Genomic DNA, 21,027 nt, shown 5'->3' with positions numbered 1-21,027 from the left:
GTCAGGGGCGTGGTGGGGCGGGGCAAGCCCCCGCGGCGGGCTCGCCGCTCCCCGCTTCGATCTCGGCCGCCTTGGCCTCCACCAGCTTGACGATGTGGTCGAGCATGTCGGCGCTTTCGACCGTGTGGTCGGTGACGCCGGAGAGATAGACCATGTGCTTGCCGTTGCCGCCGCCGGTGAGGCCGATATCGGTCTCGCGCGCTTCGCCGGGGCCGTTGACGACGCAGCCTAGCACCGACAGCGACATCGGCGTGCGGATGTGCTGGAGGCGTTCCTCGAGCGCCTGGACGGTGCGGATGACGTCGAAGCCTTGGCGCGCGCAGCTGGGGCATGAGACGACGCGGACGCCGCGATTGCGGATGCCGAGCGCCTTGAGGATCTCGAAGCCGACGCGCACTTCCTCTTCGGGTTCGGCCGAGAGCGACACGCGGATCGTGTCGCCGATGCCGTACCAGAGGAGGTTGCCGATGCCGATCGCCGACTTGACCGTGCCGCCGACGAAGCCGCCGGCTTCGGTGATGCCGAGATGGAGGGGGCAGTCGACGGCCTCGGCGAGCTGCTGATAGGCGGCGACGGCGAGGAACACGTCGGACGCCTTTACCGCGACCTTGAATTCGTGGAAGTCGCGGTCCTGCAGCAGCTTGATATGGTCGAGCGCGGATTCGACCAGCGCCTCGGGGCAGGGTTCGCCGTATTTCTCCAGCAGATCCTTTTCGAGGCTGCCGGCGTTGACGCCGATGCGGATCGCGCAGCCGTTCGCCTTGGCGGCGTTGACGACTTCGTTCACGCGGTCGGCGCTTCCGATATTGCCCGGGTTGATGCGCAGGCAGGCGGCGCCGGCGTCGGCGGCCTCGAGCGCGCGCTTGTAGTGGAAGTGGATGTCGGCGACGATCGGCACGCGCGCGGCGCGGACAATCTGTTTGAGCGCCGCCGAGCTTTCGACATCGGGGACCGAGACGCGGATGATGTCGGCGCCGGCTTCCTCGCAGCGGCGGATCTGGTCGATCGTCGCGCGCGCGTCGGACGTTTCGGTGTTGGTCATCGTCTGCACGGTGACGGGCGCGTCGCCGCCGACGGGGACGTTGCCGACCATGATCTGACGGCTTTGGCGGCGCGCGATATCGCGCCAGGGACGGACGGACATGGAAAGATCCTTGCGGAGGTTTGGCGGGCCTATAGCCGATCGCGTGCGGGCGCGGAAGGACGGGCGTGGCGCTAACCAATTGGTGAGAGACGCGGCGCTATAGCGCGGCGGTGACGCAAGCCCGGGGAAGCAGCGCGCCGACGGGGCGCCATTACGGGCTGGACTGGCTGCGGATCGCCGCGTTCGCCATCCTGATCCTCTATCATATCGGCATGGTGTTCGCGCCCTGGACCTGGGTCATCAAGACGAACCACAGCTATCCCTGGCTGATCGTGCCCATGTCGTTGGTGACGCCGTGGCGGCTGGCGCTGTTGTTCGCGGTCTCGGGCTATGCCTCGTGGCACCTGCTCGAAAAAACGCGAGACAGCGCGGCGTTCGCCGCCACCCGCAGCAAGAGGCTGTTGATCCCGCTTGCGTTCGGCATGGCGGTGCTGGTGCCGATCGAGATGTGGGTGCGGGTGCACGAAGCGGGGTACCCGCACGGCTATCTGCGGTTCTGGACGAGCGATTACTGGCGCTGGGGCGACTATTACGGGCGGCTGTTCCCGAGCTGGGAGCATCTGTGGTTCGTCGCCTATCTATGGGCGTACACGATGGTGCTGGCGGCGGTGCTGGCCTATCGCACGCCGCGCGGTGCGGCATGGGTCGCGGCCGGCATCGACTGGCTGGCGAAGGGCTGGCGCGTGCTGTGGCTGCCGGCGGGGCTGCTGGCCATTGCCAAGGTCGGGCTGTTGTTCCTGGTCGAGGAGGAACATGGCCTGCTGCGCGACTGGGGCGGCCATTCGCAATATCTCCCGCTGTTCGTCGCGGGCTTCCTGCTCGCCGGATCGCCGCAATTGTGGCCGGCCCTGCAGCGGGTGTGGAAGGTCGCGGCGCTGATGGCGCTGACGACCGGCATGGTGGTGGCGTGGGTCGAAACGAGCTTTCCTGGCGAGATGATCCCGCCGCACGGGTGGATGGCGGCGGAACGGGCCGCGCAGGCGATGATGGCGTGGTCGATGACGATCGTGCTGTTCACGTTGGCCAACCGCTTCTGGAACCACGACCATCGCTGGCGCAGGACCATCGCGGAGGCGGTATTCCCCTTCTATTTGGTGCATCAGCCGGCGATCGTGCTGATCACCTGGTGGTCGCTGCCGCTAAGGCTTGATCCGTGGGTCGAGTTCGCCACGCTGCTGACCGGCACGGCGGCAATCTGTGCGATAGCCTATCTGATCGGGCGTGAGATCGGTTGGCTGCGGCCCTTGATCGGGCTGGGGCCGCGTGTCGCGCCAGTGCGGCTTCCGCGGACCGCGCTCGCCCGCTAAGGCCCGGGCGTGGAACGTCATTATGGCATGGACTGGCTGAGGATCGGGGCGTTCGGCCTGCTGATCTTCTATCATATCGGCATGGTGTTCGTGCCGTGGCCGTTCCACGCCAAGACGCTGCATCCAGCCGAGTGGGTGACGGTGCCGATGCTGTTCACCAGCCCGTGGCGGCTGACCTTGCTGTTCCTGGTATCGGGCTATGCCAGCCGCGCGCTGTGGCTGAAGTCACGGGGCGCCGGGCATTTCGTCGCGAACCGGACCTATCGGCTGATCGTGCCGCTGCTGTTCGGAATTGCGGTCGTCGTGCCGCCGCAAAGCTGGGTCGAGCTGACGACCCAGCATCTGTATTCGCGCGGCTACCTGCATTTCTGGACGCATGAATATTGGCGGTTCGGGGAGTTCCATGGGTTGATCTTCCCGACCTGGAACCACCTTTGGTTTGTCGGCTATCTCTGGCTCTACACGCTGGCGCTGACGGTCATCGCGATGCTGCCGGGCGGGGGCTGGGCGCAGCACATGTTCGACCGGACGTTTGCGGGCACGCGCGTGCTGTGGCTGCCCGCCGCCTATCTGCTGCTGACCCAAGTGGTGGTGTTCCAGCGGTGGAGCGACAGCCATGACGTGATCAATGACGGCGTCGCGCATCTGGCCTTTTTCCCGGCCGTGCTGTTCGGCTTCGCGCTTGCGGGATCGGAGCCGGTGATGGCGTGGATCGCGCGGCTGTGGAAGCCGGCCGCGGCGATGGGGCTAGCCGCCTATATCGTCTCGGTCGCGATCGAGATCGCCTATGTCGAGCAGCCGCCCTGGGTGGTCGGGCGCGTGATGCTGGCGGCGCGCTACATCCAGTGCTGGATGACGATCGTCGCGCTGAACGGGATTGCCGAGGTGTTCCTCAACCGCGACCATCAATGGCGGGCGATGCTGACCGAAGCGGTCTTTCCCTTCTACCTCATCCACCAGACCGTGATCGTGGTCGCGATGTATTTCCTGCTGCAATGGCGGGTGCCCGAAGTGGTCGAGTTCATCGTGCTGGTGCCGGTGACGGCGATCGGCTGCTGGCTGTTCTATCGCTATGGCCGCGAGGTGCCGCTGATGCGGCCGCTGATCGGGCTACGCATGGCGCGGCGGTCCCTCTCCCCCTTGGCCAGTGGAACGGGTAAGGGGCGGGCATGATTCGCTTTATCGCCGCCGCGCTGGCGCTCGCCGTTTCGATGATCGCCACGCCGGCATCGGCCTATTGGGAATATGGGCACGAGACGATCGCGTCGATCGCCTACAGGAACGTGAAGCCGCAAACGCGCGCGGCGATCGACCGGCTGCTGGCGCGGCAAGCGTTGCTGGAAACGCCGACCTGTCCGGCCAAGACGATCGAGCAGGCTAGCGTGTGGGCCGATTGCGTCAAGCCGCTGGGGCAGCGGTTCAGCTATGCCTATAACTGGCACTATCAGAACGTGAACATCTGCAAGCCCTTTACGCTGAAGGGCAATTGTCCGGACGGCAATTGCGTGTCGGCCCAGGTCGAGCGCGACGTGAAGCTGTTGCAGGACAAGGATGTGCCGGTTCGCGAGAAGGTGATGGCGCTGGTGTTCCTGGTTCACTTCATGGGCGACCTGCACCAGCCGCTTCACGCGGGCGACAAGGCCGATCTGGGCGGTAATCGCGCGCGGAGCGATTACGGCATCTATGGCCCCGAGCGGCTGAACCTGCATTCGATCATGGACGGGTTGCTGGCCGAACGCGCGATCTCGACTCCTGCGCCGCTGATCGTCGCACATTCGCCGGCCGAGCGCGTGGCGATGGGCGCAGGCACGGTGGAGGATTGGAGCCGGGAGAATTGGGAAGCGGCACGGACCGCCTATACCGAGGCGTTCGGCGGCGATCCGTGCCGCGCCGATGTGCCGGCGCGCGGCAAGCTGGACGATGCGGCGGTCGAGCGGCTGGTGCCGCTGATGCGCACGCAGATCACGCGTGGCGGATTGCGGCTGGCGCGGTTGCTGGACGAAGCGTTCGGCCCGCCGCCGCCCGAAGCGCCGAAGCGCTGAAGCCCCGTCGCGGCGAACCGCGACGGGGGCCAGGTCGTCAGTTGAGAACGATCGTCACCGCGCGGCGGTTCTGCGCCCAGCTGGCTTCGTCCGAACCCAGGGCGATCGGGCGTTCCTTGCCATAGCTGATCGTGGTGATGCGGCCGGCCGAGACGCCGCGCGCCGCCAGATAGTTCTTCGCAGCGTTGGCGCGGCGGTCGCCGAGCGCCAGGTTGTATTCGCGCGTGCCGCGTTCGTCGGCATGCCCCTCGACCGTAATGCGGGTGTTGGGAAATTGCGTCAGCCATTGCGCCTGGCTGTCGAGGATACGGCGCGCGTCGGCGTCGATGTCATATTGGTCGAGCCCGAACAGCACGGTGTCGCTGACGATGTTCTGCTTGAAATGCGCGGCCGTGCCGGGCTGTGCGGCGCCCATATTGTCGCCAGTGCCGGGCGCAGTGCCGGGATCGACGGCGCCGGGACCGGGTGGCAGCGTCTCGGGGCGCTTCTTCTGACAGCCTGCGACGGCGACGGCCATCGTTGCGAGGATGAGGGCGGTTTTGAGCTTCGCCATGGTTCTTCTCCCTAGGCTTCTTTCGGAATGGTGCGCTCACGTAACGAGCGCGGGGTGAAAGGGTTGCGGATCAGGGGCGGATCGGACCCCAGCTGGGGTCGGAGCCGTCGAGCTGCGTGGCGATGCGGCGCGAGGTCTTGCCCGTCAGGTCGACCGCCCAGATGTCGGACTTGCCCGACGAACCCTGCGCGCCACGCGAGTACATGAGCACGCGACCGTTGGGGGACCAGCTCGGCCCTTCATCGCCCCAGCTGTCGGTCAGCAGCTTCTCGCCGCTGCCGTGCGGGCTCATGACGCCGATCCGGAAGCCGCCGCCCATGCGGGTGAAGGCGATGAGATCGCCGCGGGGGCTCCACGCCGGCGTGGCGTACCGGCCGCTGCCGAAGCTGATGCGGCGCTGGTTCGAGCCGTCCGCGTTCATGACATAGAGCTGCTGCGTACCCGAACGATCGCTTTCGAAGACGATGCGGCTGCCGTCGGGCGAATAGCTGCCGCCGGTGTCGATGCCCGGGCCGGTCGTCAGCCGCTGCGGCGTGCCGCCCGAGGACGAGATGCGGTAGATATCGGCATTGCCCGCCGTCGACATGGTGAACAGGATCCAGCGGCCGTCGGGCGAGAAGCGCGGCGCGAAGGCAAGGCTGACATCAGTGACGAGCAGCCGCTGCGTGCCGGCGGCGAGGTCGTAGACGTAGAGCGACGGCTTGTCGTTCTGGTAGCTCATATAGGCGATGCGCCGCTCGTCGGGCGAGAAGCGCGGGGTGAGCACGATCGACTGGCCGTTGGTCAGGAAGCGGTGGTTGGCGCCGTCCTGGTCCATGATGGCCAGCCGCTTGATGCGACGGTTCTTCGGCCCGGTTTCCGAGACGTAGATGACGCGGCTGTCGAAATAGGGGCCTTCGCCGGTGAGGCGGGTGTAGATCGCGTCGGCGCATTTGTGCGCGGCGCGGCGCCAGTCGGACGGACCGACCTCGAACCCCTGACGCGTCAGTTCGGTGCCGAGCGCGACGTCGTAGAGATAGCAGCCGACCGTCAGCCGCCCGCCGGCGCCGGCCTGGACATAGCCCTGAACCAGCGCCTGGGCCGAGGCGCCACGCCAATAGCCGAAATCGGGCGCGCGGACTTCGCCGAAGGGAACGGCGCGGATGCCGTCGGGGCCGGCCGGCTTGAACAGGCCGGTATTGCGCAGGTCGGCGGCGATCACATCGGCGATCTGGCGGCCCAGCGCCTGGGTGTTGCCGGCGGGGGTATCGACCGGCTGGCTGGTCGGCATGGCGGGGATGAGGATCGAAAGGTCCTGTGCGGATTCATCGGTGACGTCGACCGACAACCCCTGATCCTGGCCCGGTTGCGTGGGGGCAGGGATGAGGGGCGGGGTCTGCGCCAGCGCTGGCGCGGCGGTAGCGAGAAGGAGCAGGGCAGCAGCGGACTTCATCGGTCAAAGCCTCCGGTCGAAGGTCGGGGTGATGAGCTTCCACGCTTCGTAATATTCGGCGGGAAGCTTGAACGGGGCGGCGAGTTTCGCCGCGGAGATGGCGCGCTCCTTGTGCAGGTCGGCCTGCGGACGGTTGCTGTCGGTGACGCCGGTCTGGCCGATCACGCGCGGCGGCGCGGCGAGCGTGCCATCCTTGTTCAGGCGGATCTCGACCTGCGTGCGCAGCAGTTCGACGTCCGCGCCGGTCGGCGCCTTCCAGTGCGGGCGCAGCTGGCGGATCACCTCGGCGGCGAGCGCGGACTTGACCTGAGCGCCGATCGCGGTCGCGGGGGGCGTGGTCGCCTTGCCCTTGCTCGGCTGATCGGTGAGGCCGTCGACGATGCCGGTGAGGCGGCCGGTCGGGCGCGCGACGCGGTTGGTGGAAGGGGCCGGCGACTTGGACTGGCTCGCCGTTTTGGGCTGAGCCTTGGGCTGCGCCGGTGCCGCCTTGGGCTGAGGTTGCGCCTTGGACTGAGCTTTGGGCGCGGGCGGCTTGGGCTGAGGCTGCGCCTTGGGCACCGGCTTGGGCTGCGGCCGCGGCTCGGGCTGAGCAACCGGCTGGGGCGGCGTCGGTTCGGGACGGGCGACCGGCTGCGGATCGGGCTGCGGGGCAGGGGGCGGGGTTTCCGGCTCGACCGGGCCGGGTTCCTCGGCAAGCTTTTCGGCCGGCGCTTCCTTCTGGATCTGGGGCGCCTCGCTCTGCAGGCTGGCCTCGTCGGTCAGCGAGATTTCGATCGGCGTGGGTTCTAGCTTCAATGGATTGGGCGTCGCGAGGAAACCGACCGAGAGCAGGCCGAACAGCACGATGTGGCCGACGACGGCCACACCGAGCGCGGTGCCTTCCCTGCGGTCGATCGCGACAGCCATCAGCCGCCGTCCACCGGTGTGGTGACGAGCGAGACCTTGTTGAGGCCGACGCGATTGAGTTCGCCCATCACCGTCATGACCTTGCCGAACTGAAGCCGGGTGTCGGCGCGCACGAAGATCTGCGGCTTGTCCTCGCCACGCTTGTTGGCAATCTCTTCAAGCAGAGCGGGCAGGCCGGCCTCGGCCACCTCGGTATCGTCGAGATAGATCTTGCCCGCTTCGTCGATCGAGATCTGGACCGGCTGCTGATCCTGGTCGAGCGGCTTGGCGCGGCTTTCGGGCAGGTTCACCGGCACGCCGGCGGTGAGCAGCGGCGCGGTGACCATGAAGATGATGAGCAGCACCAGCATGACGTCGACCAATGGCGTGACGTTGATGTCCGCCATCGGCGCGCGCCGGCCCTTGCCGCGACCCGAGGGAAGCTGCGCACCCATCAGAGCAGCGTGCCACGCTGTTGCTGGGCGGGGGCGACGGGACCGTCGTCGAGCTGACGGCTCAAGGTCGCGTGGAACCCGTCGGCGAAGCGGTTGAGGCGCGCCTCGACCTTGTTGATGCCGTGGCTGAAGCGGTTGTAGGCGATGACCGCCGGGATCGCCGCGAACAGGCCGATGGCGGTGGCGAACAGCGCCTCGGCAATGCCCGGCGCGACGACGGCGAGCGAGGTGTTCTGTTCGCTGGCGATCGCGGTGAAGCTGCGCATGATGCCCCAGACCGTGCCGAACAGGCCGACGAACGGCGCGACCGAGCCGACCGTCGCCAGCATGTTGAGGCGATCGGACAGCCGATCGATCTCAAGCGCCACCGCCGCGCCCATCGTGGTGGCGAGCCGCTCACGCGTGCCCTCACGGTCGACGGTGCGGCCGCCGGTGGAGCGGCGCCATTCGGTGACGCCGGCGGCAAAGACGCGGGCGATCGGATGATCCTCGTCGCCATGGCCGCGGTAGAAGGCATCGATATCGGCGGTGCGGCGATAGTCGGTTTCGAACTTGTCCGCCGCCTTGCGCACCTTGCCGATGCGGCCGAGCAGGCTGACGATGATCGCCCAGGTCCAGATGCTGGCGAGCAACAGGCCGAGCATGACCGCCTTCACCACCCAGTCGGCCTGCATGAACAGGGCCATCGGCGACATGGTCGCGGCGTCGGTATTCAGGAACAGATCCATGTGTCGCTCAGCTTTCCTTCCACAGCAGCGGCACGAACGCATCCACCCACCGGGCCGGTTGCCGCTTCGCACGCCCCGATGGCGCCACGAACGCGGCCTCGACCTCTGCCTGGGTCAGCATTTCGTCACCGCGCATGACTCGTTGATGAATATGGACCGACGCCGCGCGGATGCGGACCAGCCGGCTGATGACGACGAGCATGTCGTCGAGCCGGGCGGGCGCAGCGTAGCGGATCGCGAGATCGCGCACGACATACACGCCTTCACCGCCCTCATGCGCCGCACGCTGGTCGATCCCGGCACAGCGCAGCATGTCGGACCGGCCGCGTTCCATGTAGCGCAGGTAATTGGCGTGATAGACCACGCCTGACAGATCGGTGTCCTCGAAATAGACACGGACCGGAAAGCGATGCTCGAGGCCGTCGAAGCGGCCGGCGATGGTGAGGTCGTCGGCAGGCATGGACGTTCCTCCCTAGCCGAGGCGACTCCGCAGGGGAACCCGCCGCGAGATCGTTACGCTTTCGACATGTCGATGACCTGGCTCCACTCGTCGGGCGAGACCTTGCCTACCGACAGCCGCGAATATTTGACCAGTTCCATCTGCGCGAGCTTCGGCTCGGCCTTCACCTGCTTGAGCGTGACGGGCCGTTCGAGCTTCTCCACCGGCTTCATCTCGACCGAGACCCAATGCTTGCCATCGCCGTCCGGCCTGGCCTCACGGCTCACTTCCATGATGCCGACAATCTCGAGCCCGATATTGCTGTGATAGAAGAAGGCGCGGTCGCCGACCTTCATCGCGCGCAGGTTACCGGCGGCGGTATGATTGCGAACGCCGTCCCATTCAGTCCTGCCGTCGCGGACGAGGTCGTCCCAGCTGAACACATCGGGTTCGGATTTCATCAGCCAGAGCGCCACGGATATCTCCTTTTGCGCCCTCCTAAACGCGCCAAACAGCTAAACCGCAAGTGAACATGCGATTCCGCGCCGGTTCAGGCCGAATCGGGCAATCTCGCATCCTGGACGCCCCTCAAAGCGTTGAGGCGTCAGGACGTGCAGATGCACAGGAGGAAGTCATGAAGACCACCATCACCAAGGCGGTGCTCGGTCTCACCCTCGGCGCCACCGCGCTCACCGCGGCCGCCCCGGCAGAGGCCCAGCGCTATCGGTATCGCGATCGCGACAATGGCGGGGCCGCCATCGTGGCGGGTATTGCCGGCATCGCGATCGGTGCCGCGATCGCAGGGTCGGGCCGCGACCGATATTACGACCGGCGCTATAGCGGCTATTACGATTATGATCGCCGCAACGACTATGACCGCTACTACCGCCAGCGCGGCTATTATCCGCGCGATAGCTTCTACTATCGCGACTATGAGCGCCGCGGCTGGCGCGGTTGCTCGGTCCGGCGCGTGTGGGACCCCTATACGGGCCAGCGCGTGCGGGTTCGTTACTGCCGCTAACACTCCCTAGATAGCGGTAGCAGGGGCGGCGCGGGGTTCATCCTCGCGCCGCTTTTTCTGGTGCGCACGATCGGCGCCGTTGTTGACGCATTTTCGGGCGCAAAACCGGTTCCCACTTTTGCTGAAAATGCTTTAGAGGCCCGCACCCATGAGCGACACACCTCCCGACCGGCTCTCGGTCAATCCGAAGAGCCCCTATTTCGACCAGGCGCTGCTGCAGCGCGGGATCGGCATCCGCTTCAAGGGCAACGAGCGCCGCGACGTCGAGGAGTATTCGATCTCCGAAGGCTGGATCCGCGTGCAGCTGGGCAAGAAGACCGACCGCAAGGGCGATCCGCTGACGATCAAGCTGAACGGCGAGGTCAAGGCGTGGTTCGAGACGCCAGCGGCCGGAGAGGGTGAGCCGGACGGCGCGGCTGGAGACAGCGATCCTGCCGCATAAGCCGTCGTCCCGGCGAAAGCCGGGATCCCATGCCATGGTGCGGTGCGGCCGCCGGGAACGGCGCCGCACGAGATCCCGGCTTTCGCCGGGATGACGCCTGTTTCGTTGTGCCGGTTTGTGCTTGAACGACCCGCTACATCAGTGAACGAAGCGCGCGACCACGTCGCGATAGCTGCGGCTGACCTTCACCTGCGAGCCTGAATCGAGCACAAGGAAGCATTCGCCGTTGGTGTGAGGCTTCACCTGCTTGACTTGGTCGAGGTTGACGATGGTCGAGCGATGAACGCGCTGGAAGCGGCGCGGGTCGAGGCGCTTTTCCAGGTCCTTCATCGTCTCGCGCAGGACGAGCGTGTTGTCCGCGGTCTTGATGCACATATAATCGCCGGCGGCCTCGACCACCTCGATCGTATCAACATCGACACGGAAGATCTGGCCGCGATCCTTGATGTTGATGAGCTTTTCGTAACGGTTGGACGAGACTTCGGCGTTGCCGTCGCTCGACAGATGCTCCTCGGCCGCGTCGGGCGCGACTTCGGCAAGCACTTCCTTGAGCTTCTCGACTTCCTCCACGCCGCGCTTTTCGGTGAGGCGCTGGCGGACCCGCTCGAGCGTGTCGGCAAGCCGAGCCTCGTCCACCGGCTTCATGAGATAATCCATCGCATTCGCCTCGAACGCACGGATCGCATGGTCGCTATAGGCGGTGACGAAGACGAACAGCGGCGGTTCGACTTCCATGAGGCCCTGCACGACCGAGAAGCCATCGAAGCCGGGCATCTGAATGTCGAGGAAGACGAGGTCGGGCTTGTGAGTCTTGATCGCGCGGATCGCTTCGCGCCCGTTCTGGCACTTGTCGATGATCTCGACATCTTCATGGGCCTGGAGCCGCAGCTCAAGCCCCTGGATCGCCAGCGGTTCGTCATCGACCAGGATGGTGCGGATCGTCATGGTACCTCGTTCACCTTCAAATGTCGTGCGGCGCCGATGCCCCCGGTGCCGCGTCCATTCCCCTGCCTTTGTCGTTCCGGCTTCAGGCCGCTTCGCGCTGCTCCTCCAGCTGGAACGGAATTTCGATCTCAACGCGAAAGCCCCGGCCGGGGTCCGCCCGCGTCTCGAAACGATGGTCAGGCCCGAACGCCTGCGCCAGTCGTTCCCGTATATTGGTGAGCCCAACCCCGGTTGAAAGGCTTGGCCGGTTCCTGCCTTCGATCAATCCCGGGCCGGTATCGGATACGGTGATCTGCACCCGTTCTCCGGCGAGCCGCGCGCCGACGCGGATTTCCGCGCCTTCCTCTTGCGGCGTCACGGCATATTTGATCGCGTTTTCGACCAGCGGCTGAAGCAGGAGCGAGGGCAGCCGCGCCTTCATGGTGCGCGGGTCGACATCGAATTCGGGGCGCAGCCGCTGCTCGAAGCGCATCTTCTCGATCTCGAGGTATAGCTTCAGCGTCTCGACCTCCTGCGCGAGCGTCACGTGCGCGGTCGGTTCGTTGGCGAGGGTGTAGCGCAGGAAGTTCGACAGCCGAGCCAGCATCGCGTTGGCGCGATCGGTCTGTTTCAGCAGCACCAGCGTCGAGATCGAATTGAGCGTGTTGAACAGGAAGTGGGGGTTCAGCTGATAACGCAGCATCGCGAGCTGAGCCGAGGACGCCTGGCTTTCGAGCTGTACCATCTGATCGGCCTGATCCTCGACGATCAGGTAGAAGTTGATCCCGAAATAGAGCGCGGACCAGCCGGCCAGCACCGTGAAGTTGAGGAACAGGCTGCCCAGCACCAGCGGCACTTCGATGCCCGGTGCACCGCGCATGACGGATACGGTGAAGGCGGTGAGGATGGCATAGATCAGCGTCGCTGCAGCCAGCGTGGCGACGGTCGCGAGGATGCCGGTGATGCGCGGCAGGCGGCGGTAATAGCCGAACAGCGCCGAAAGCAGCAACGTGATGCAATAGCCGACGATCGCCTCGATCGTGACGCGAATCAGATCCTCGAAGCTGAAGGTGCGATTCGAGAAGTTCGAGACTGCGCGCAGCAGGAGATAGCCGCCCCAGCCAGCGCCCTGCAGCATCCAGAAGGCGCGGCTCTTCTGTTCGAAGAAGGGGCGGGAGAGGACGGCTGGATTTTGCATGCGGTTGGGCGGAGTCTCTAGTCCGTAATGCGAGGCGCGCAAAGTGGAACGCCTCAATTACCTGTATCGTTTCGTGAACGACCAATGGAGGAGTGCCGATGACCACGCGAACTGCAACTGCCCGCTATGTCGGGTTCGGCAAGGACGGGAAGGGCGCGCTGACCACGCAGTCGGGCGTGCTGAGCGACCAATTCTATGGCTTCAACACGCGGTTCGCGGACGAGCCGGGGACGAACCCGGAGGAACTGATCGCGGCGGCGCATGCCGGATGCTTCACCATGGCGCTGAGCTTTGCGCTGGCAAAGGCGGGGTATGGCGAGGGCACGCTGGAAACGAAGGCGGCGGTGAAGCTGGAGCAGAAGGATGGCGGGTTCGCGATCACCCGGTCGGACCTGACGCTGGAGGCGAGCGTGCCGGGGATCGATGCCGACCGGTTCGCCGAGCTGGCGGAGGAGGCGAAGAAGGGGTGCCCTGTGTCGAAGTTGATGAATGCGGAAGTGACGCTGGCGTACAAGTTGAACTGAGGGCAGGGCGCCCTCACCCTTCCGGCGCTTTGCGCCTCCCTCCCTCTCCCGGTGGGAGAGGGAAGCAACCCGCAGTCGCGGGGTGTGGAAGTGGTGAGGGCGACTGACCTTAGCGTTCGCTGAGATAGTAGCGGTCAGTGGCGTTCAGCTGGTCGTCCAGCTCATAGACGATCGGCTGGCCGGTCGGGATTTCAAGGCCGGTGATCTCGTCGTCGGAAATGCCCGAGAGATGCTTTTCCAGCGCGCGTAGCGAATTGCCGTGGGCGGCGATCAGCACTCGCTTGCCGGCCTTGAGGTCCGGCGCGATGCGCTCTTCCCAATAGGGGAGGACGCGCAGGATCGTATCCTTGAGGCTTTCGGTCTGCGGGATCGGGATGCCCTTGTACCGCACGTCCTTGGCCAGGTCCCAGGGCGACCCTTCCTCGGGCAGCGGGGGCGGGATGTCGAAGCTGCGGCGCCAGATCTTGACCTGATCGTCGCCGTGCAGCGCCGCGGTCTCCGCCTTGTCCAGGCCGGTCAGTCCGCCATAATGGCGCTCGTTCAGCTTCCACGACTTTTCGGTCGGCAGCCACAAGCGTCCCATCGCTTCGAGCGCGAGGTTCAGCGTCTTGATCGCGCGCGTCTGGAAGCTGGTATAGGTCTGGTCGAAGTCGAGACCCTTTTCCTTCATGAGGATGCCGGCTGCCGTCGCCTCGCGCACACCCTGATCGGTCAGGTCGACATCCCACCATCCGGTGAAGCGGTTTTCCAGGTTCCAGGCGGACTGGCCGTGACGGATCAGGACGAGTGTGGGCATCGATGGCTCCCCAAAAGAAACGAACTTGCGGCGCTTTCCCGGCGTCCTTAGCGGATGGCGTCGCAACGGCAAGGAGCGCTGACATGGCAATCGAGCGGCGGACGATCGTGTATGACGGGCCGGGCGGGCCGTTCGAGGGCGTGGCGGTGAGCGACGGTAGCTGGGACGCCCCGCGCCCCGCCGTGATGATCGTGCCCAACGTGCTGGGGGCAAAGGAGCAGGACAATCTCGTCGGCGAGCGGCTGGCGGCGCTGGGCTATGCGGCGTTCGTCGCGGACGTGTTCGGCCAGGGCAAGCGCACCACCCGCGAATCGCCGGATCCCGCGGTCTATATGAACGAACTCAATGCGGACCGGCCGCTGCTGCGCGACCGGCTGCTGGCCAGCGTGGCGGCGATGAAGGCGTTGCCGCAGGCGGACGGCACGCGGACCGCGGCGATCGGCTATTGCTTTGGCGGCAAGGCGGTGATCGATCTGGCGCGCGCGGGCGGCGACGTGCTGGGCGTGGTGGCGTTCCACGGCATCTTCGATGCGCCAGGCTATGATTATCCCACGCCGATCGCGCCGAAGCTGCTCATCTGTCACGGTTGGGAGGATCCACTCGCGCCGCCCGAGGCAGTGACGGCGCTGGCCGCGGAACTGACCGCGGGCGGCGCGGATTGGCAGCTGCTGGGCTTCGGCCATGCCGGCCACGGCTTTACCGACGCGACAATGGCGCGATCGACGCGGCCCGGCTTTGGCTATGACGCGGCGGCCGACCGGCGCAGCTGGGCGGCCATGCGGGCGTTTCTGGGCGAGTTGTTCGAAGCGGGCTGAGCCGCCGCGGCTCGTCGGTCGCTGCGCCCCTAGGTCTTTCAGCCTGGGATGCTCGGCTTGCGCGTCTTCGGCGTCTTGGCGGACGCCTTGCGCGGCTTGGCGGCGGCCTGCGCGGTTTGTGCCGGCGGGGTATCGGCCGGCGGCGTTGCAGGGGCCGGGGCAGGTGTCGCGGGCGGGGCGGGGCGTTCGGTCAGCTTGCTGGTGATCTTTTCGGCTGCGCGCGCGGCGACGACGGTCGCGAGCGTGACGGCCGTCTTGCTGATGCCGTCCGTCGCCGTCTTCTTTTCGCCCGCACCGGCGTCGGTCTTGCCCTGATTGCGGACGTTGGCGGCGAGCGCGACAAGCCCCGCGGCGACGAGATCGCCGACCAGCGGGTGCTTGACCAGGTCCATCAGCTTGGCGCCCTGCTTGCGCAGTTCATCGGGAAGCTCGATCCCCGCGATCGTCTTGGGGAGCTTTGCGGCCTTGGCTGCCTTGCCAGGCTTGGCCTCCTTGCCCGACTTGGCCGATTTGCCCTTCTTCGCCTTTGCCACCGTCTGTCTCCTGCCGTTGCGCCAGCGTCACACTAACGCGTGGAAGCGTCAATCGGCGAAAACCCGGTCGAAAATCGTGTCCACCTGCTTGAAGTGATAATCGAGGTCGAACTTCTCCTCGATCTCTGCCGGCGAAAGCGCGGCGGTGACTTCCGCGTCCGCCTTGAGCAATTCGAGCAGCGAGAGCTCGCCGTCGCTCTCCCACACCTTCATGGCGTTGCGCTGGACGAGGCGATAGCTGTCCTCGCGGCTGACGCCGGCCTGGGTGAGCGCGAGCAGCACGCGCTGCGAGTGAACCAGGCCCCCCATCCGGTCGAGATTCTTCTGCATCCGTGCGGGGTAGACCAGCAGCTTGTCCATCACGCCGGTGAGGCGAGCGAGCGCGAAGTCGAGCGTGATCGTCGCGTCCGGGCCGATATAGCGCTCAACCGAGGAGTGGCTGATATCGCGCTCGTGCCACAGCGCGACATTCTCCATCGCGGGAATCGTCGCCGAACGCACCATGCGGGCAAGGCCGGTCAGATTTTCGGTCAGCACTGGATTGCGCTTGTGCGGCATGGCCGACGAACCCTTTTGCCCCGGCGAGAAATACTCTTCCGCCTCAAGCACCTCGGTGCGCTGCAGGTGGCGGATCTCGACCGCGAGCCGCTCGATCGAGCTTGCGATGACGCCAAGCGTGGCGAAGAACATCGCGTGGCGATCGCGCGGGATGACCTGGGTCGAGACCGGCTCGATCGCGAGGCCGAGCTGCTGCGCGACATGCGCTTCGACGCGCGGGTCGATATTGGCGAAGGTGCCGACCGCGCCCGAAATGGCGCAGGTGGCGATGTCAGCGCGCGCCGCCTGGAGCCGCGCCTTGTTGCGCGTGAACTCGGCATAGGCTTCGGCCAGTTTGAGCCCGAAGGTCACCGGTTCGGCGTGGATGCCGTGGCTGCGGCCGATCGTTGGGGTCAGCTTGTGCTCGAACGCGCGGCGCTTCAGCACCGCGAGCAGCTGATCGAGATCGTCGAGCAGGATGTCAGCGGCGCGCACCAGCTGGACCGAAAGGCAGGTGTCGAGCACGTCGCTGCTGGTCATGCCCTGGTGCATGAAGCGAGCCTCATCGCCGACATGCTCGGCCACCCAGGTGAGGAAGGCGATCACATCATGCTTGGTCACCGCCTCGATCGCATCGATCGCGGCGACGTCGATCTGCGGATTGGTCGCCCACCAGTTCCACAGCGCCTTCGCCGCCGACTGCGGCACGACGCCGAGGTCCGCGAGCGCCTGCGTGGCATGCGCCTCGATCTCGAACCAGATGCCGAAACGAGTCTCGGGCGACCAGATCGCGGTCATGGCGGGGCGGGAATAGCGGGGGACCATGGCAAGCCTTTCGTGATGCGCGGGCGCCCCTAGCAAGGGGAGCGCGTGGCAGCAAACTGGAAGCGGGCAACAAGCTTCACTCGGCTCGTCGCAAATATCACACGGCTATGGGACGAGTTGATGGCTGTCATCGACCAGTTGTGCAGCACGCAACTTTGTTAGGGAACGTGATAATTATGCAACGTGTTGAGTGGTTGCGTATCAGTTCACAGTACCCATCTCGTACTCATCGATTTCAGACAAGAACAACAAAGGAGATATTCGATGTTGAAGCATGTTCTTCTTGCCAGTGCGTTCGCCATTTCTGCGCCGGCATTTGCGCAGGACACGCCGGCTCAGGAAAACACGCCGCCTGCACTGGCTGAAACGCCGCCGGCGGATGTAACGGAACCTGCCCCGGCCCAGGATACGACCACGCCGGTCGATGACGCGGCCGAGCCCGCGACGCCGGCCGAGCCGGCAGCGCCTGCTCAACCCGCAACGCCGAGCGAGGCGCCGGCGACGGCTGCGGAGCCCGCGACCCCTGCTCAGCCAGCGACACCGGCTGCGCCTGACGCAGCCAAGCCGGATGCTACCGCTCAGGCTCAAAAGCCGGCCTCGCCCGAGCAGATCGCGCAGCTGATCGACAAGGACTTCTCGACCTATGACAAGGACGGCGATGGTAACCTGAAGACCGAAGAGTTCGGCGCCTGGATGGATGCGCTGCGCTCGGCGACCGAACCGTCGTTCACCGGCCAGTCGGCGGCGGACAAGGACTGGATCGGCAAGGCGCTGACTCAGGCCGACAAGGATAAGTCGGGCGGCGTGAGCAACACCGAGCTCAAGGGCTTCCTCGCGCCCCAGCCTTCGGCTTCGTAAGAGGCCCCTCCCGGCGCAGGAACCGCATCTCCTGTACCGGCGGCCGTCGGACCCCAGCGGTCCGGCGGCCGTTTGCGTGAGGTTGCGACCTAGATAAGTCCCATCGAACGCAGGCTGCTATGGCCTTCCGTCCCGATGATGATGTGATCGTGCACGACGATGCCGAGCCGTTTGCCGGCTTCGGCAATGTTGCGGGTCAGGTCGATGTCGGCGCGGCTGGGGGACGGGTCGCCGCTGGGGTGATTGTGGACGAGAATGATCGCGGCCGATCCCAGGTCAATGGCGCGACGGATGACCTCACGTACATAGAGTGCCGCTTCGTCGACCGAGCCTTCGCTCATCAACTCGTCACGGATCAGCATATTACGGCTATTTAAATGGAGTACGCGCACGCGCTCGATCGCATGATGCGCCATGTCGGCGCGCAGATAGTCGAGCAGTGCCTGCCAGTTCGCCAGTAGCGGGCGCGCGGCGACTTCCCCGCGCAGCAGCCGGATCGCGGCGGCATGCGCGATCTTGAGCGCGGCGACCGAGGTGTCGCCCATACCCGGCACACGCGCGATCGCCGCGGCGTCGGCGGTGAGCAGGCCGCCGATCCCGCCGAACTCATGCAGCAGCGCCTTGGCCAGCGGTTTGGTGTCGCGGCGGGGGATGGCGAGCGCGAGCAGATATTCAACAAGCTCATGGTCGAGCAGCCCCTCGCCATCGTCGAGGAGCCGCTGGCGCAGGCGTGCGCGGTGGCCGGTGCCGTCAGTGTCTGGTGCCCCCATCACGCGAACTTAGCTCGTGATTTTCGTGGGCGATAGCTGTGCCAGCGATTGCATTTGCTGCACTGCGGTTGACTCGGGAAGAGGCCCTTTCTAAAGCGCGCGTGCCTTGGCGGGCTCGCCGCCCGGCCTATGCGTTTTAGCCCGGTGTCACTGCATCAGGAGAAGCGAAATGGCCGAGAACGAGCCCGGACTGGACCCCCTCAAGGAGGATGCCCGCATCACCTCGCTCAACGAGCGGATGGCGCGAGCGAAGACCGAGGAGGCGATCCGCAAGGGCGATGGGCGCGACAAGGGCGATAACGATTATCGCCTGGGCAACCGCGTGCTCGCCGAGCTGGTCGGTGGTCTGGTGGGAGGTGCCGTGATCGGGTGGACGCTCGATCATTTTCTCGGCACATCCCCGTGGTTCCTGCTCGGGCTGCTGTTCCTTGGAATGGTGTCCGGGTTCTGGAACATCATTCGGATTTCGAACCAGCGCTCGAAATGATTTTCGGGCGCTTTGGTTAATGGGACGCTGGACAGGAATTTGGGGCGTGGCTGAAGAATCTGGCAAGATCGACCCGATGCACCAGTTCGAGGTGCAGACCATCTGGGACGGCTTCAACATTGCCGGCCACCAGATCGCGTTCACCAATTCCGCGCTGTGGATGAGCGTGGCGGTGGTGCTGCTGTGGGCGTTCATGGCTGCGGGCATGAAGCGCGAGCTGGTGCCTGGCCGCTGGCAGCTGATGGTCGAGAATTGCACCAATTTCGTCGCCAAGCTGGTGGACGAGAATATCGGGCATGGCGGGCGCAAATACCTGCCTTACGTCTTCTCGATCTTCATGTTCATCCTGTTCGCCAACGTGCTGGGCCTGCTGCCGCTCGGCATCTTCGGCCTTCATCCCTTTACCTTCACCAGCCATTTCACGGTGACCGGGATCCTGGCGATCCTGTCGTTCCTGATCGTGCTGATCGTCGGCTTCTGGAAGCATGGGCTGCATTTCTTCACGCTGTTCGTACCGGCCGGGGTGCCGTGGTACATGGCGCTGATCCTGTTCCCGATTGAGTTGGTCTCGTTCCTGTTCCGCCCCTTCTCGCTGGCGCTGCGACTGTTCGTCGCGATGACCGCGGGGCATATCCTGCTCAAGGTGCTGGCGGGCTTCGTCATCAATTCGGCCAATGCCAGCCCGATCTGGGGCGGCGTGGTCGGCATTCCCAGCTTTGCCCTGATGGTTGGCATCTCCGCCCTCGAGCTGCTGGTCGCCGGCATCCAGGCCTATGTCTTTGCACTGCTCACGTCGCTGTACATCCACGACGCCGAGCATCTGCACTGAGTTTCGTTCACCGCAAATCCAATCTTTTGAAGCAGGAGTTTTAACATGGAACCGACCGCAATGATCAGCCCGGAAGCCGCCAAGCTGCTCGGCGCAGGCATCGCCGCCATTGGTGCGGGCATTGCCGCGATCGGCGTGAGCAACGTCTTCGGCAAGTTCCTGGAAGGCGCGCTGCGCAATCCGGGTGCGGCCGACGGCCAGCAGGGCCGCCTGTTCATCGGCTTCGCGGCTGCCGAGCTTCTCGGCCTGCTCGCGTTCGTCGTCGCGATGATCCTGATCTTCGTCGCGTAACTTGCCTCCCGTTCGGGCCGGCCGGCGTCTGACGCCGCGTCGGTCCGCGACAGGACAGGATTGAAATGCCACAAATCTCGCAAATCGCGGCGACCTGGGCTTCGCAGCTGTTCTGGCTGCTGTTGACCTTTGGCATCGTCTATTTCTTCATCGGCCGGGGCATGGCGACGAAGGTGCAGGCCACGGTGGATCAGCGCGACCAGAGCGTCGCCGACGATCTCGCCGCAGCCGAAGCAGCCCGCGTGGCTGCCGACGCCGCCGAGGAAACCTGGCGCGGCCATGAGAATGCGGCGCGCGAGGCGGCACAGAAGAAGCTGGCCGAGGCGCGCAGCACCGCTGCGCAGGCGACCGAGCAGCAGCTGAGCGCAGCCGGCGGTGAGATGGACGCCAAGGTGAGCGAGGCGGAAGCCCGCATCACCGCGGCATCGCAAGCCGCGCAGGGCGAGATCGAGGCGGTAGCAGCCGAGGCCGCGCAGGACATCGTCGCCCGGATTTCCGGTGCGCAGGTGTCGGCGGCCGAAGCGCAGGCAGCAGTGAAGGTGGCGCTCAATGGCTAATCCCGCGATCGACCCCGTCGCCGAGAACCTGAGCGAAGCCAAGAAGGGCGAAGGCATGGGCCTGCCCGATACCGGCGCCAAGGCGATCACGCTCGCCGAGGGATCGCCGGGCCAGGCGCATGCCGAGCCGGCGATCGCGGGCGTGCTGAACGCCACGGTGTGGGTCAGCATCGCGATGGCGGTGTTCATCGTCATCCTGCTGTGGAAGAAGGTGCCGGCGCTCATCACCCGCGGTCTGGACAATCAGATCGCGGCGATCCGCGCGCGGCTGGACGAGGCCAAGGCGCTGCGTGCCGAGGCCGAGGCGCTGCGCGATGAATATGCGCGCAAGATCGCCAGCGTCGAGCAGCAGGCGGCGGCGATGGTCGCGCATGCCGACGAAGAGGCCAAGGCGCTGATTGCCAAGGCGAAGACGGATGCCGACGAGCTGGTCAAGCGCCGCGCCAAGATGGCCGAGGACAAGATCGCGGCAGCCGAACGCGCAGCGATCGAGGAAGTGCGGGCGCGCACCGCGGCGGCTGCGGCCAAGGCGGCGGCGACGATCATCGCGCAAAAGCATGATGCCGGCGCCGACAAGGCGCTGGTCGATCGGACCATCGCGGGTCTTTCGCGGCTGAATTGAAGCCGCGAACGAC

27 protein-coding genes are annotated in these 21,027 nt (G+C 65.8%); 13 read left to right on the top strand and 14 right to left on the bottom strand.

Annotated elements, in window-relative coordinates; genetic code table 11:
• Window position 1: 1 nt before the first annotated feature.
• Entirely contained in the window at window positions 2–1,144 is a 1,143-nt protein-coding gene (ispG, locus tag BFL28_RS15535; protein WP_069321439.1) for a flavodoxin-dependent (E)-4-hydroxy-3-methylbut-2-enyl-diphosphate synthase, read from the bottom strand.
• 110 nt (window positions 1,145–1,254) lie between these two features.
• Between ispG and BFL28_RS15530 the strand changes: the two genes are divergently transcribed.
• Genes BFL28_RS15530 through BFL28_RS15520 form a run of 3 tightly spaced genes read left to right on the top strand, consistent with a single transcriptional unit; the run spans window position 1,255 to window position 4,493 of the window.
• A complete protein-coding gene (locus tag BFL28_RS15530; protein ID WP_069321438.1) occupies window positions 1,255–2,451 on the top strand; it encodes an acyltransferase family protein in 1,197 nt (398 codons plus the stop codon).
• Between the two features lie 9 nt (window positions 2,452–2,460).
• Window positions 2,461–3,624 (top strand): acyltransferase family protein, encoded by a 1,164-nt coding sequence (locus tag BFL28_RS15525; RefSeq protein WP_069321437.1) that lies wholly within the window; start codon window positions 2,461–2,463, stop codon window positions 3,622–3,624.
• The gene (locus tag BFL28_RS15520; RefSeq protein WP_069321436.1) at window positions 3,621–4,493 is read left to right on the top strand and encodes a S1/P1 nuclease; all 873 of its coding nucleotides are present in this window, start codon (window positions 3,621–3,623) and stop codon (window positions 4,491–4,493) included. The genes BFL28_RS15525 and BFL28_RS15520 overlap by 4 nt, the downstream gene beginning before the upstream one ends.
• Window positions 4,494–4,530: 37 nt before the next feature.
• Here BFL28_RS15520 and pal read toward each other — a convergent pair whose 3' ends face one another.
• The 7 genes from pal to BFL28_RS15485 all read right to left on the bottom strand — a co-directional run bounded on the left by pal (window position 4,531) and on the right by BFL28_RS15485 (window position 9,461).
• A complete protein-coding gene (gene pal / locus BFL28_RS15515; RefSeq protein WP_069321435.1) occupies window positions 4,531–5,046 on the bottom strand; it encodes a peptidoglycan-associated lipoprotein Pal in 516 nt (171 codons plus the stop codon).
• A gap of 70 nt (window positions 5,047–5,116) precedes the next feature.
• A complete protein-coding gene (tolB, locus tag BFL28_RS15510; protein WP_069321434.1) occupies window positions 5,117–6,478 on the bottom strand; it encodes a Tol-Pal system beta propeller repeat protein TolB in 1,362 nt (453 codons plus the stop codon).
• A gap of 3 nt (window positions 6,479–6,481) precedes the next feature.
• Window positions 6,482–7,384 carry a cell envelope biogenesis protein TolA gene (locus BFL28_RS15505; RefSeq protein WP_241527358.1) on the bottom strand — a complete coding sequence of 301 codons (903 nt, stop codon included), beginning with the start codon at window positions 7,382–7,384 and terminating at the stop codon, window positions 6,482–6,484.
• Window positions 7,384–7,818 carry a protein TolR gene (gene tolR, locus BFL28_RS15500; protein WP_069321433.1) on the bottom strand — a complete coding sequence of 145 codons (435 nt, stop codon included), beginning with the start codon at window positions 7,816–7,818 and terminating at the stop codon, window positions 7,384–7,386. Before tolR ends, BFL28_RS15505 begins: the two co-directional genes overlap by 1 nt.
• Window positions 7,818–8,546: a protein TolQ gene (gene tolQ, locus BFL28_RS15495; protein ID WP_069321432.1), complete on the bottom strand. Its 729-nt coding sequence runs from the start codon at window positions 8,544–8,546 to the stop codon at window positions 7,818–7,820. Before tolQ ends, tolR begins: the two co-directional genes overlap by 1 nt.
• 7 nt (window positions 8,547–8,553) lie before the next feature.
• Window positions 8,554–9,006, bottom strand: a complete 453-nt coding sequence (gene ybgC, locus BFL28_RS15490; protein WP_069321431.1) for a tol-pal system-associated acyl-CoA thioesterase — start codon at window positions 9,004–9,006, stop codon at window positions 8,554–8,556.
• Between the two features lie 53 nt (window positions 9,007–9,059).
• Window positions 9,060–9,461: an EVE domain-containing protein gene (locus tag BFL28_RS15485; protein ID WP_119184621.1), complete on the bottom strand. Its 402-nt coding sequence runs from the start codon at window positions 9,459–9,461 to the stop codon at window positions 9,060–9,062.
• A gap of 158 nt (window positions 9,462–9,619) precedes the next feature.
• Here BFL28_RS15485 and BFL28_RS15480 point away from each other — a divergent pair, with 158 nt between their 5' ends.
• Window positions 9,620–10,006 (top strand): hypothetical protein, encoded by a 387-nt coding sequence (locus BFL28_RS15480; RefSeq protein WP_069321430.1) that lies wholly within the window; start codon window positions 9,620–9,622, stop codon window positions 10,004–10,006.
• A 148-nt stretch (window positions 10,007–10,154) separates the two neighbouring features.
• On the top strand, window positions 10,155–10,448 hold the full coding sequence (locus BFL28_RS15475) for a DUF3297 family protein (protein WP_069321429.1): 294 nt from the start codon (window positions 10,155–10,157) through the stop codon (window positions 10,446–10,448).
• Between the two features lie 138 nt (window positions 10,449–10,586).
• Here BFL28_RS15475 and BFL28_RS15470 read toward each other — a convergent pair whose 3' ends face one another.
• Entirely contained in the window at window positions 10,587–11,393 is an 807-nt protein-coding gene (locus tag BFL28_RS15470) for a LytR/AlgR family response regulator transcription factor (RefSeq protein WP_069321428.1), read from the bottom strand.
• A gap of 82 nt (window positions 11,394–11,475) precedes the next feature.
• Window positions 11,476–12,570: a sensor histidine kinase gene (locus BFL28_RS15465; protein ID WP_069321427.1), complete on the bottom strand. Its 1,095-nt coding sequence runs from the start codon at window positions 12,568–12,570 to the stop codon at window positions 11,476–11,478.
• A gap of 98 nt (window positions 12,571–12,668) precedes the next feature.
• Here BFL28_RS15465 and BFL28_RS15460 point away from each other — a divergent pair, with 98 nt between their 5' ends.
• Window positions 12,669–13,094 (top strand): OsmC family protein, encoded by a 426-nt coding sequence (locus BFL28_RS15460; protein ID WP_069321426.1) that lies wholly within the window; start codon window positions 12,669–12,671, stop codon window positions 13,092–13,094.
• A gap of 109 nt (window positions 13,095–13,203) precedes the next feature.
• Here BFL28_RS15460 and gpmA read toward each other — a convergent pair whose 3' ends face one another.
• Complete coding sequence (gpmA, locus tag BFL28_RS15455) at window positions 13,204–13,890, bottom strand: 2,3-diphosphoglycerate-dependent phosphoglycerate mutase (protein WP_069321425.1); 687 nt, start codon at window positions 13,888–13,890, stop codon at window positions 13,204–13,206.
• Window positions 13,891–13,973: 83 nt separating this feature from the next.
• Between gpmA and BFL28_RS15450 the strand changes: the two genes are divergently transcribed.
• On the top strand, window positions 13,974–14,705 hold the full coding sequence (locus BFL28_RS15450) for a dienelactone hydrolase family protein (RefSeq protein ID WP_069321424.1): 732 nt from the start codon (window positions 13,974–13,976) through the stop codon (window positions 14,703–14,705).
• A 38-nt stretch (window positions 14,706–14,743) separates the two neighbouring features.
• On the opposite strand, the gene BFL28_RS20780 is transcribed toward BFL28_RS15450, so the two are convergent.
• Both BFL28_RS20780 and purB read right to left on the bottom strand, forming a co-directional pair.
• Window positions 14,744–15,238 (bottom strand): hypothetical protein, encoded by a 495-nt coding sequence (locus BFL28_RS20780; protein WP_069321423.1) that lies wholly within the window; start codon window positions 15,236–15,238, stop codon window positions 14,744–14,746.
• A gap of 48 nt (window positions 15,239–15,286) precedes the next feature.
• The gene (gene purB / locus BFL28_RS15440; protein WP_069321422.1) at window positions 15,287–16,600 is read right to left on the bottom strand and encodes an adenylosuccinate lyase; all 1,314 of its coding nucleotides are present in this window, start codon (window positions 16,598–16,600) and stop codon (window positions 15,287–15,289) included.
• A gap of 264 nt (window positions 16,601–16,864) precedes the next feature.
• Between purB and BFL28_RS15435 the strand changes: the two genes are divergently transcribed.
• Entirely contained in the window at window positions 16,865–17,458 is a 594-nt protein-coding gene (locus BFL28_RS15435) for an EF-hand domain-containing protein (RefSeq protein ID WP_069321421.1), read from the top strand.
• Between the two features lie 89 nt (window positions 17,459–17,547).
• On the opposite strand, the gene radC is transcribed toward BFL28_RS15435, so the two are convergent.
• On the bottom strand, window positions 17,548–18,228 hold the full coding sequence (gene radC / locus BFL28_RS15430; protein WP_069321420.1) for a RadC family protein: 681 nt from the start codon (window positions 18,226–18,228) through the stop codon (window positions 17,548–17,550).
• A gap of 169 nt (window positions 18,229–18,397) precedes the next feature.
• Here radC and BFL28_RS15425 point away from each other — a divergent pair, with 169 nt between their 5' ends.
• From BFL28_RS15425 to BFL28_RS15405, 5 genes are all read left to right on the top strand, one after another.
• On the top strand, window positions 18,398–18,715 hold the full coding sequence (locus BFL28_RS15425; protein WP_069321419.1) for an AtpZ/AtpI family protein: 318 nt from the start codon (window positions 18,398–18,400) through the stop codon (window positions 18,713–18,715).
• Between the two features lie 46 nt (window positions 18,716–18,761).
• Window positions 18,762–19,544 (top strand): F0F1 ATP synthase subunit A, encoded by a 783-nt coding sequence (locus tag BFL28_RS15420; RefSeq protein WP_173655770.1) that lies wholly within the window; start codon window positions 18,762–18,764, stop codon window positions 19,542–19,544.
• Between the two features lie 63 nt (window positions 19,545–19,607).
• Window positions 19,608–19,835 (top strand): F0F1 ATP synthase subunit C, encoded by a 228-nt coding sequence (locus BFL28_RS15415; RefSeq protein WP_119184625.1) that lies wholly within the window; start codon window positions 19,608–19,610, stop codon window positions 19,833–19,835.
• 65 nt (window positions 19,836–19,900) lie between these two features.
• Window positions 19,901–20,392 (top strand): F0F1 ATP synthase subunit B family protein, encoded by a 492-nt coding sequence (locus tag BFL28_RS15410; protein ID WP_069321418.1) that lies wholly within the window; start codon window positions 19,901–19,903, stop codon window positions 20,390–20,392.
• The gene (locus BFL28_RS15405) at window positions 20,385–21,014 is read left to right on the top strand and encodes a F0F1 ATP synthase subunit B family protein (protein ID WP_069321417.1); all 630 of its coding nucleotides are present in this window, start codon (window positions 20,385–20,387) and stop codon (window positions 21,012–21,014) included. The genes BFL28_RS15410 and BFL28_RS15405 overlap by 8 nt, the downstream gene beginning before the upstream one ends.
• Window positions 21,015–21,027: the final 13 nt, after the last annotated feature.

Origin of the sequence: Sphingomonas turrisvirgatae (assembly GCF_001721295.1) — a bacterium.
Classification (GTDB): Bacteria; Pseudomonadota; Alphaproteobacteria; order Sphingomonadales; family Sphingomonadaceae; genus Sphingomonas; species Sphingomonas turrisvirgatae.
Note: the sequence above shows the minus strand (reverse complement) of the source record. Positions and strands in the feature narration are given on the sequence as shown.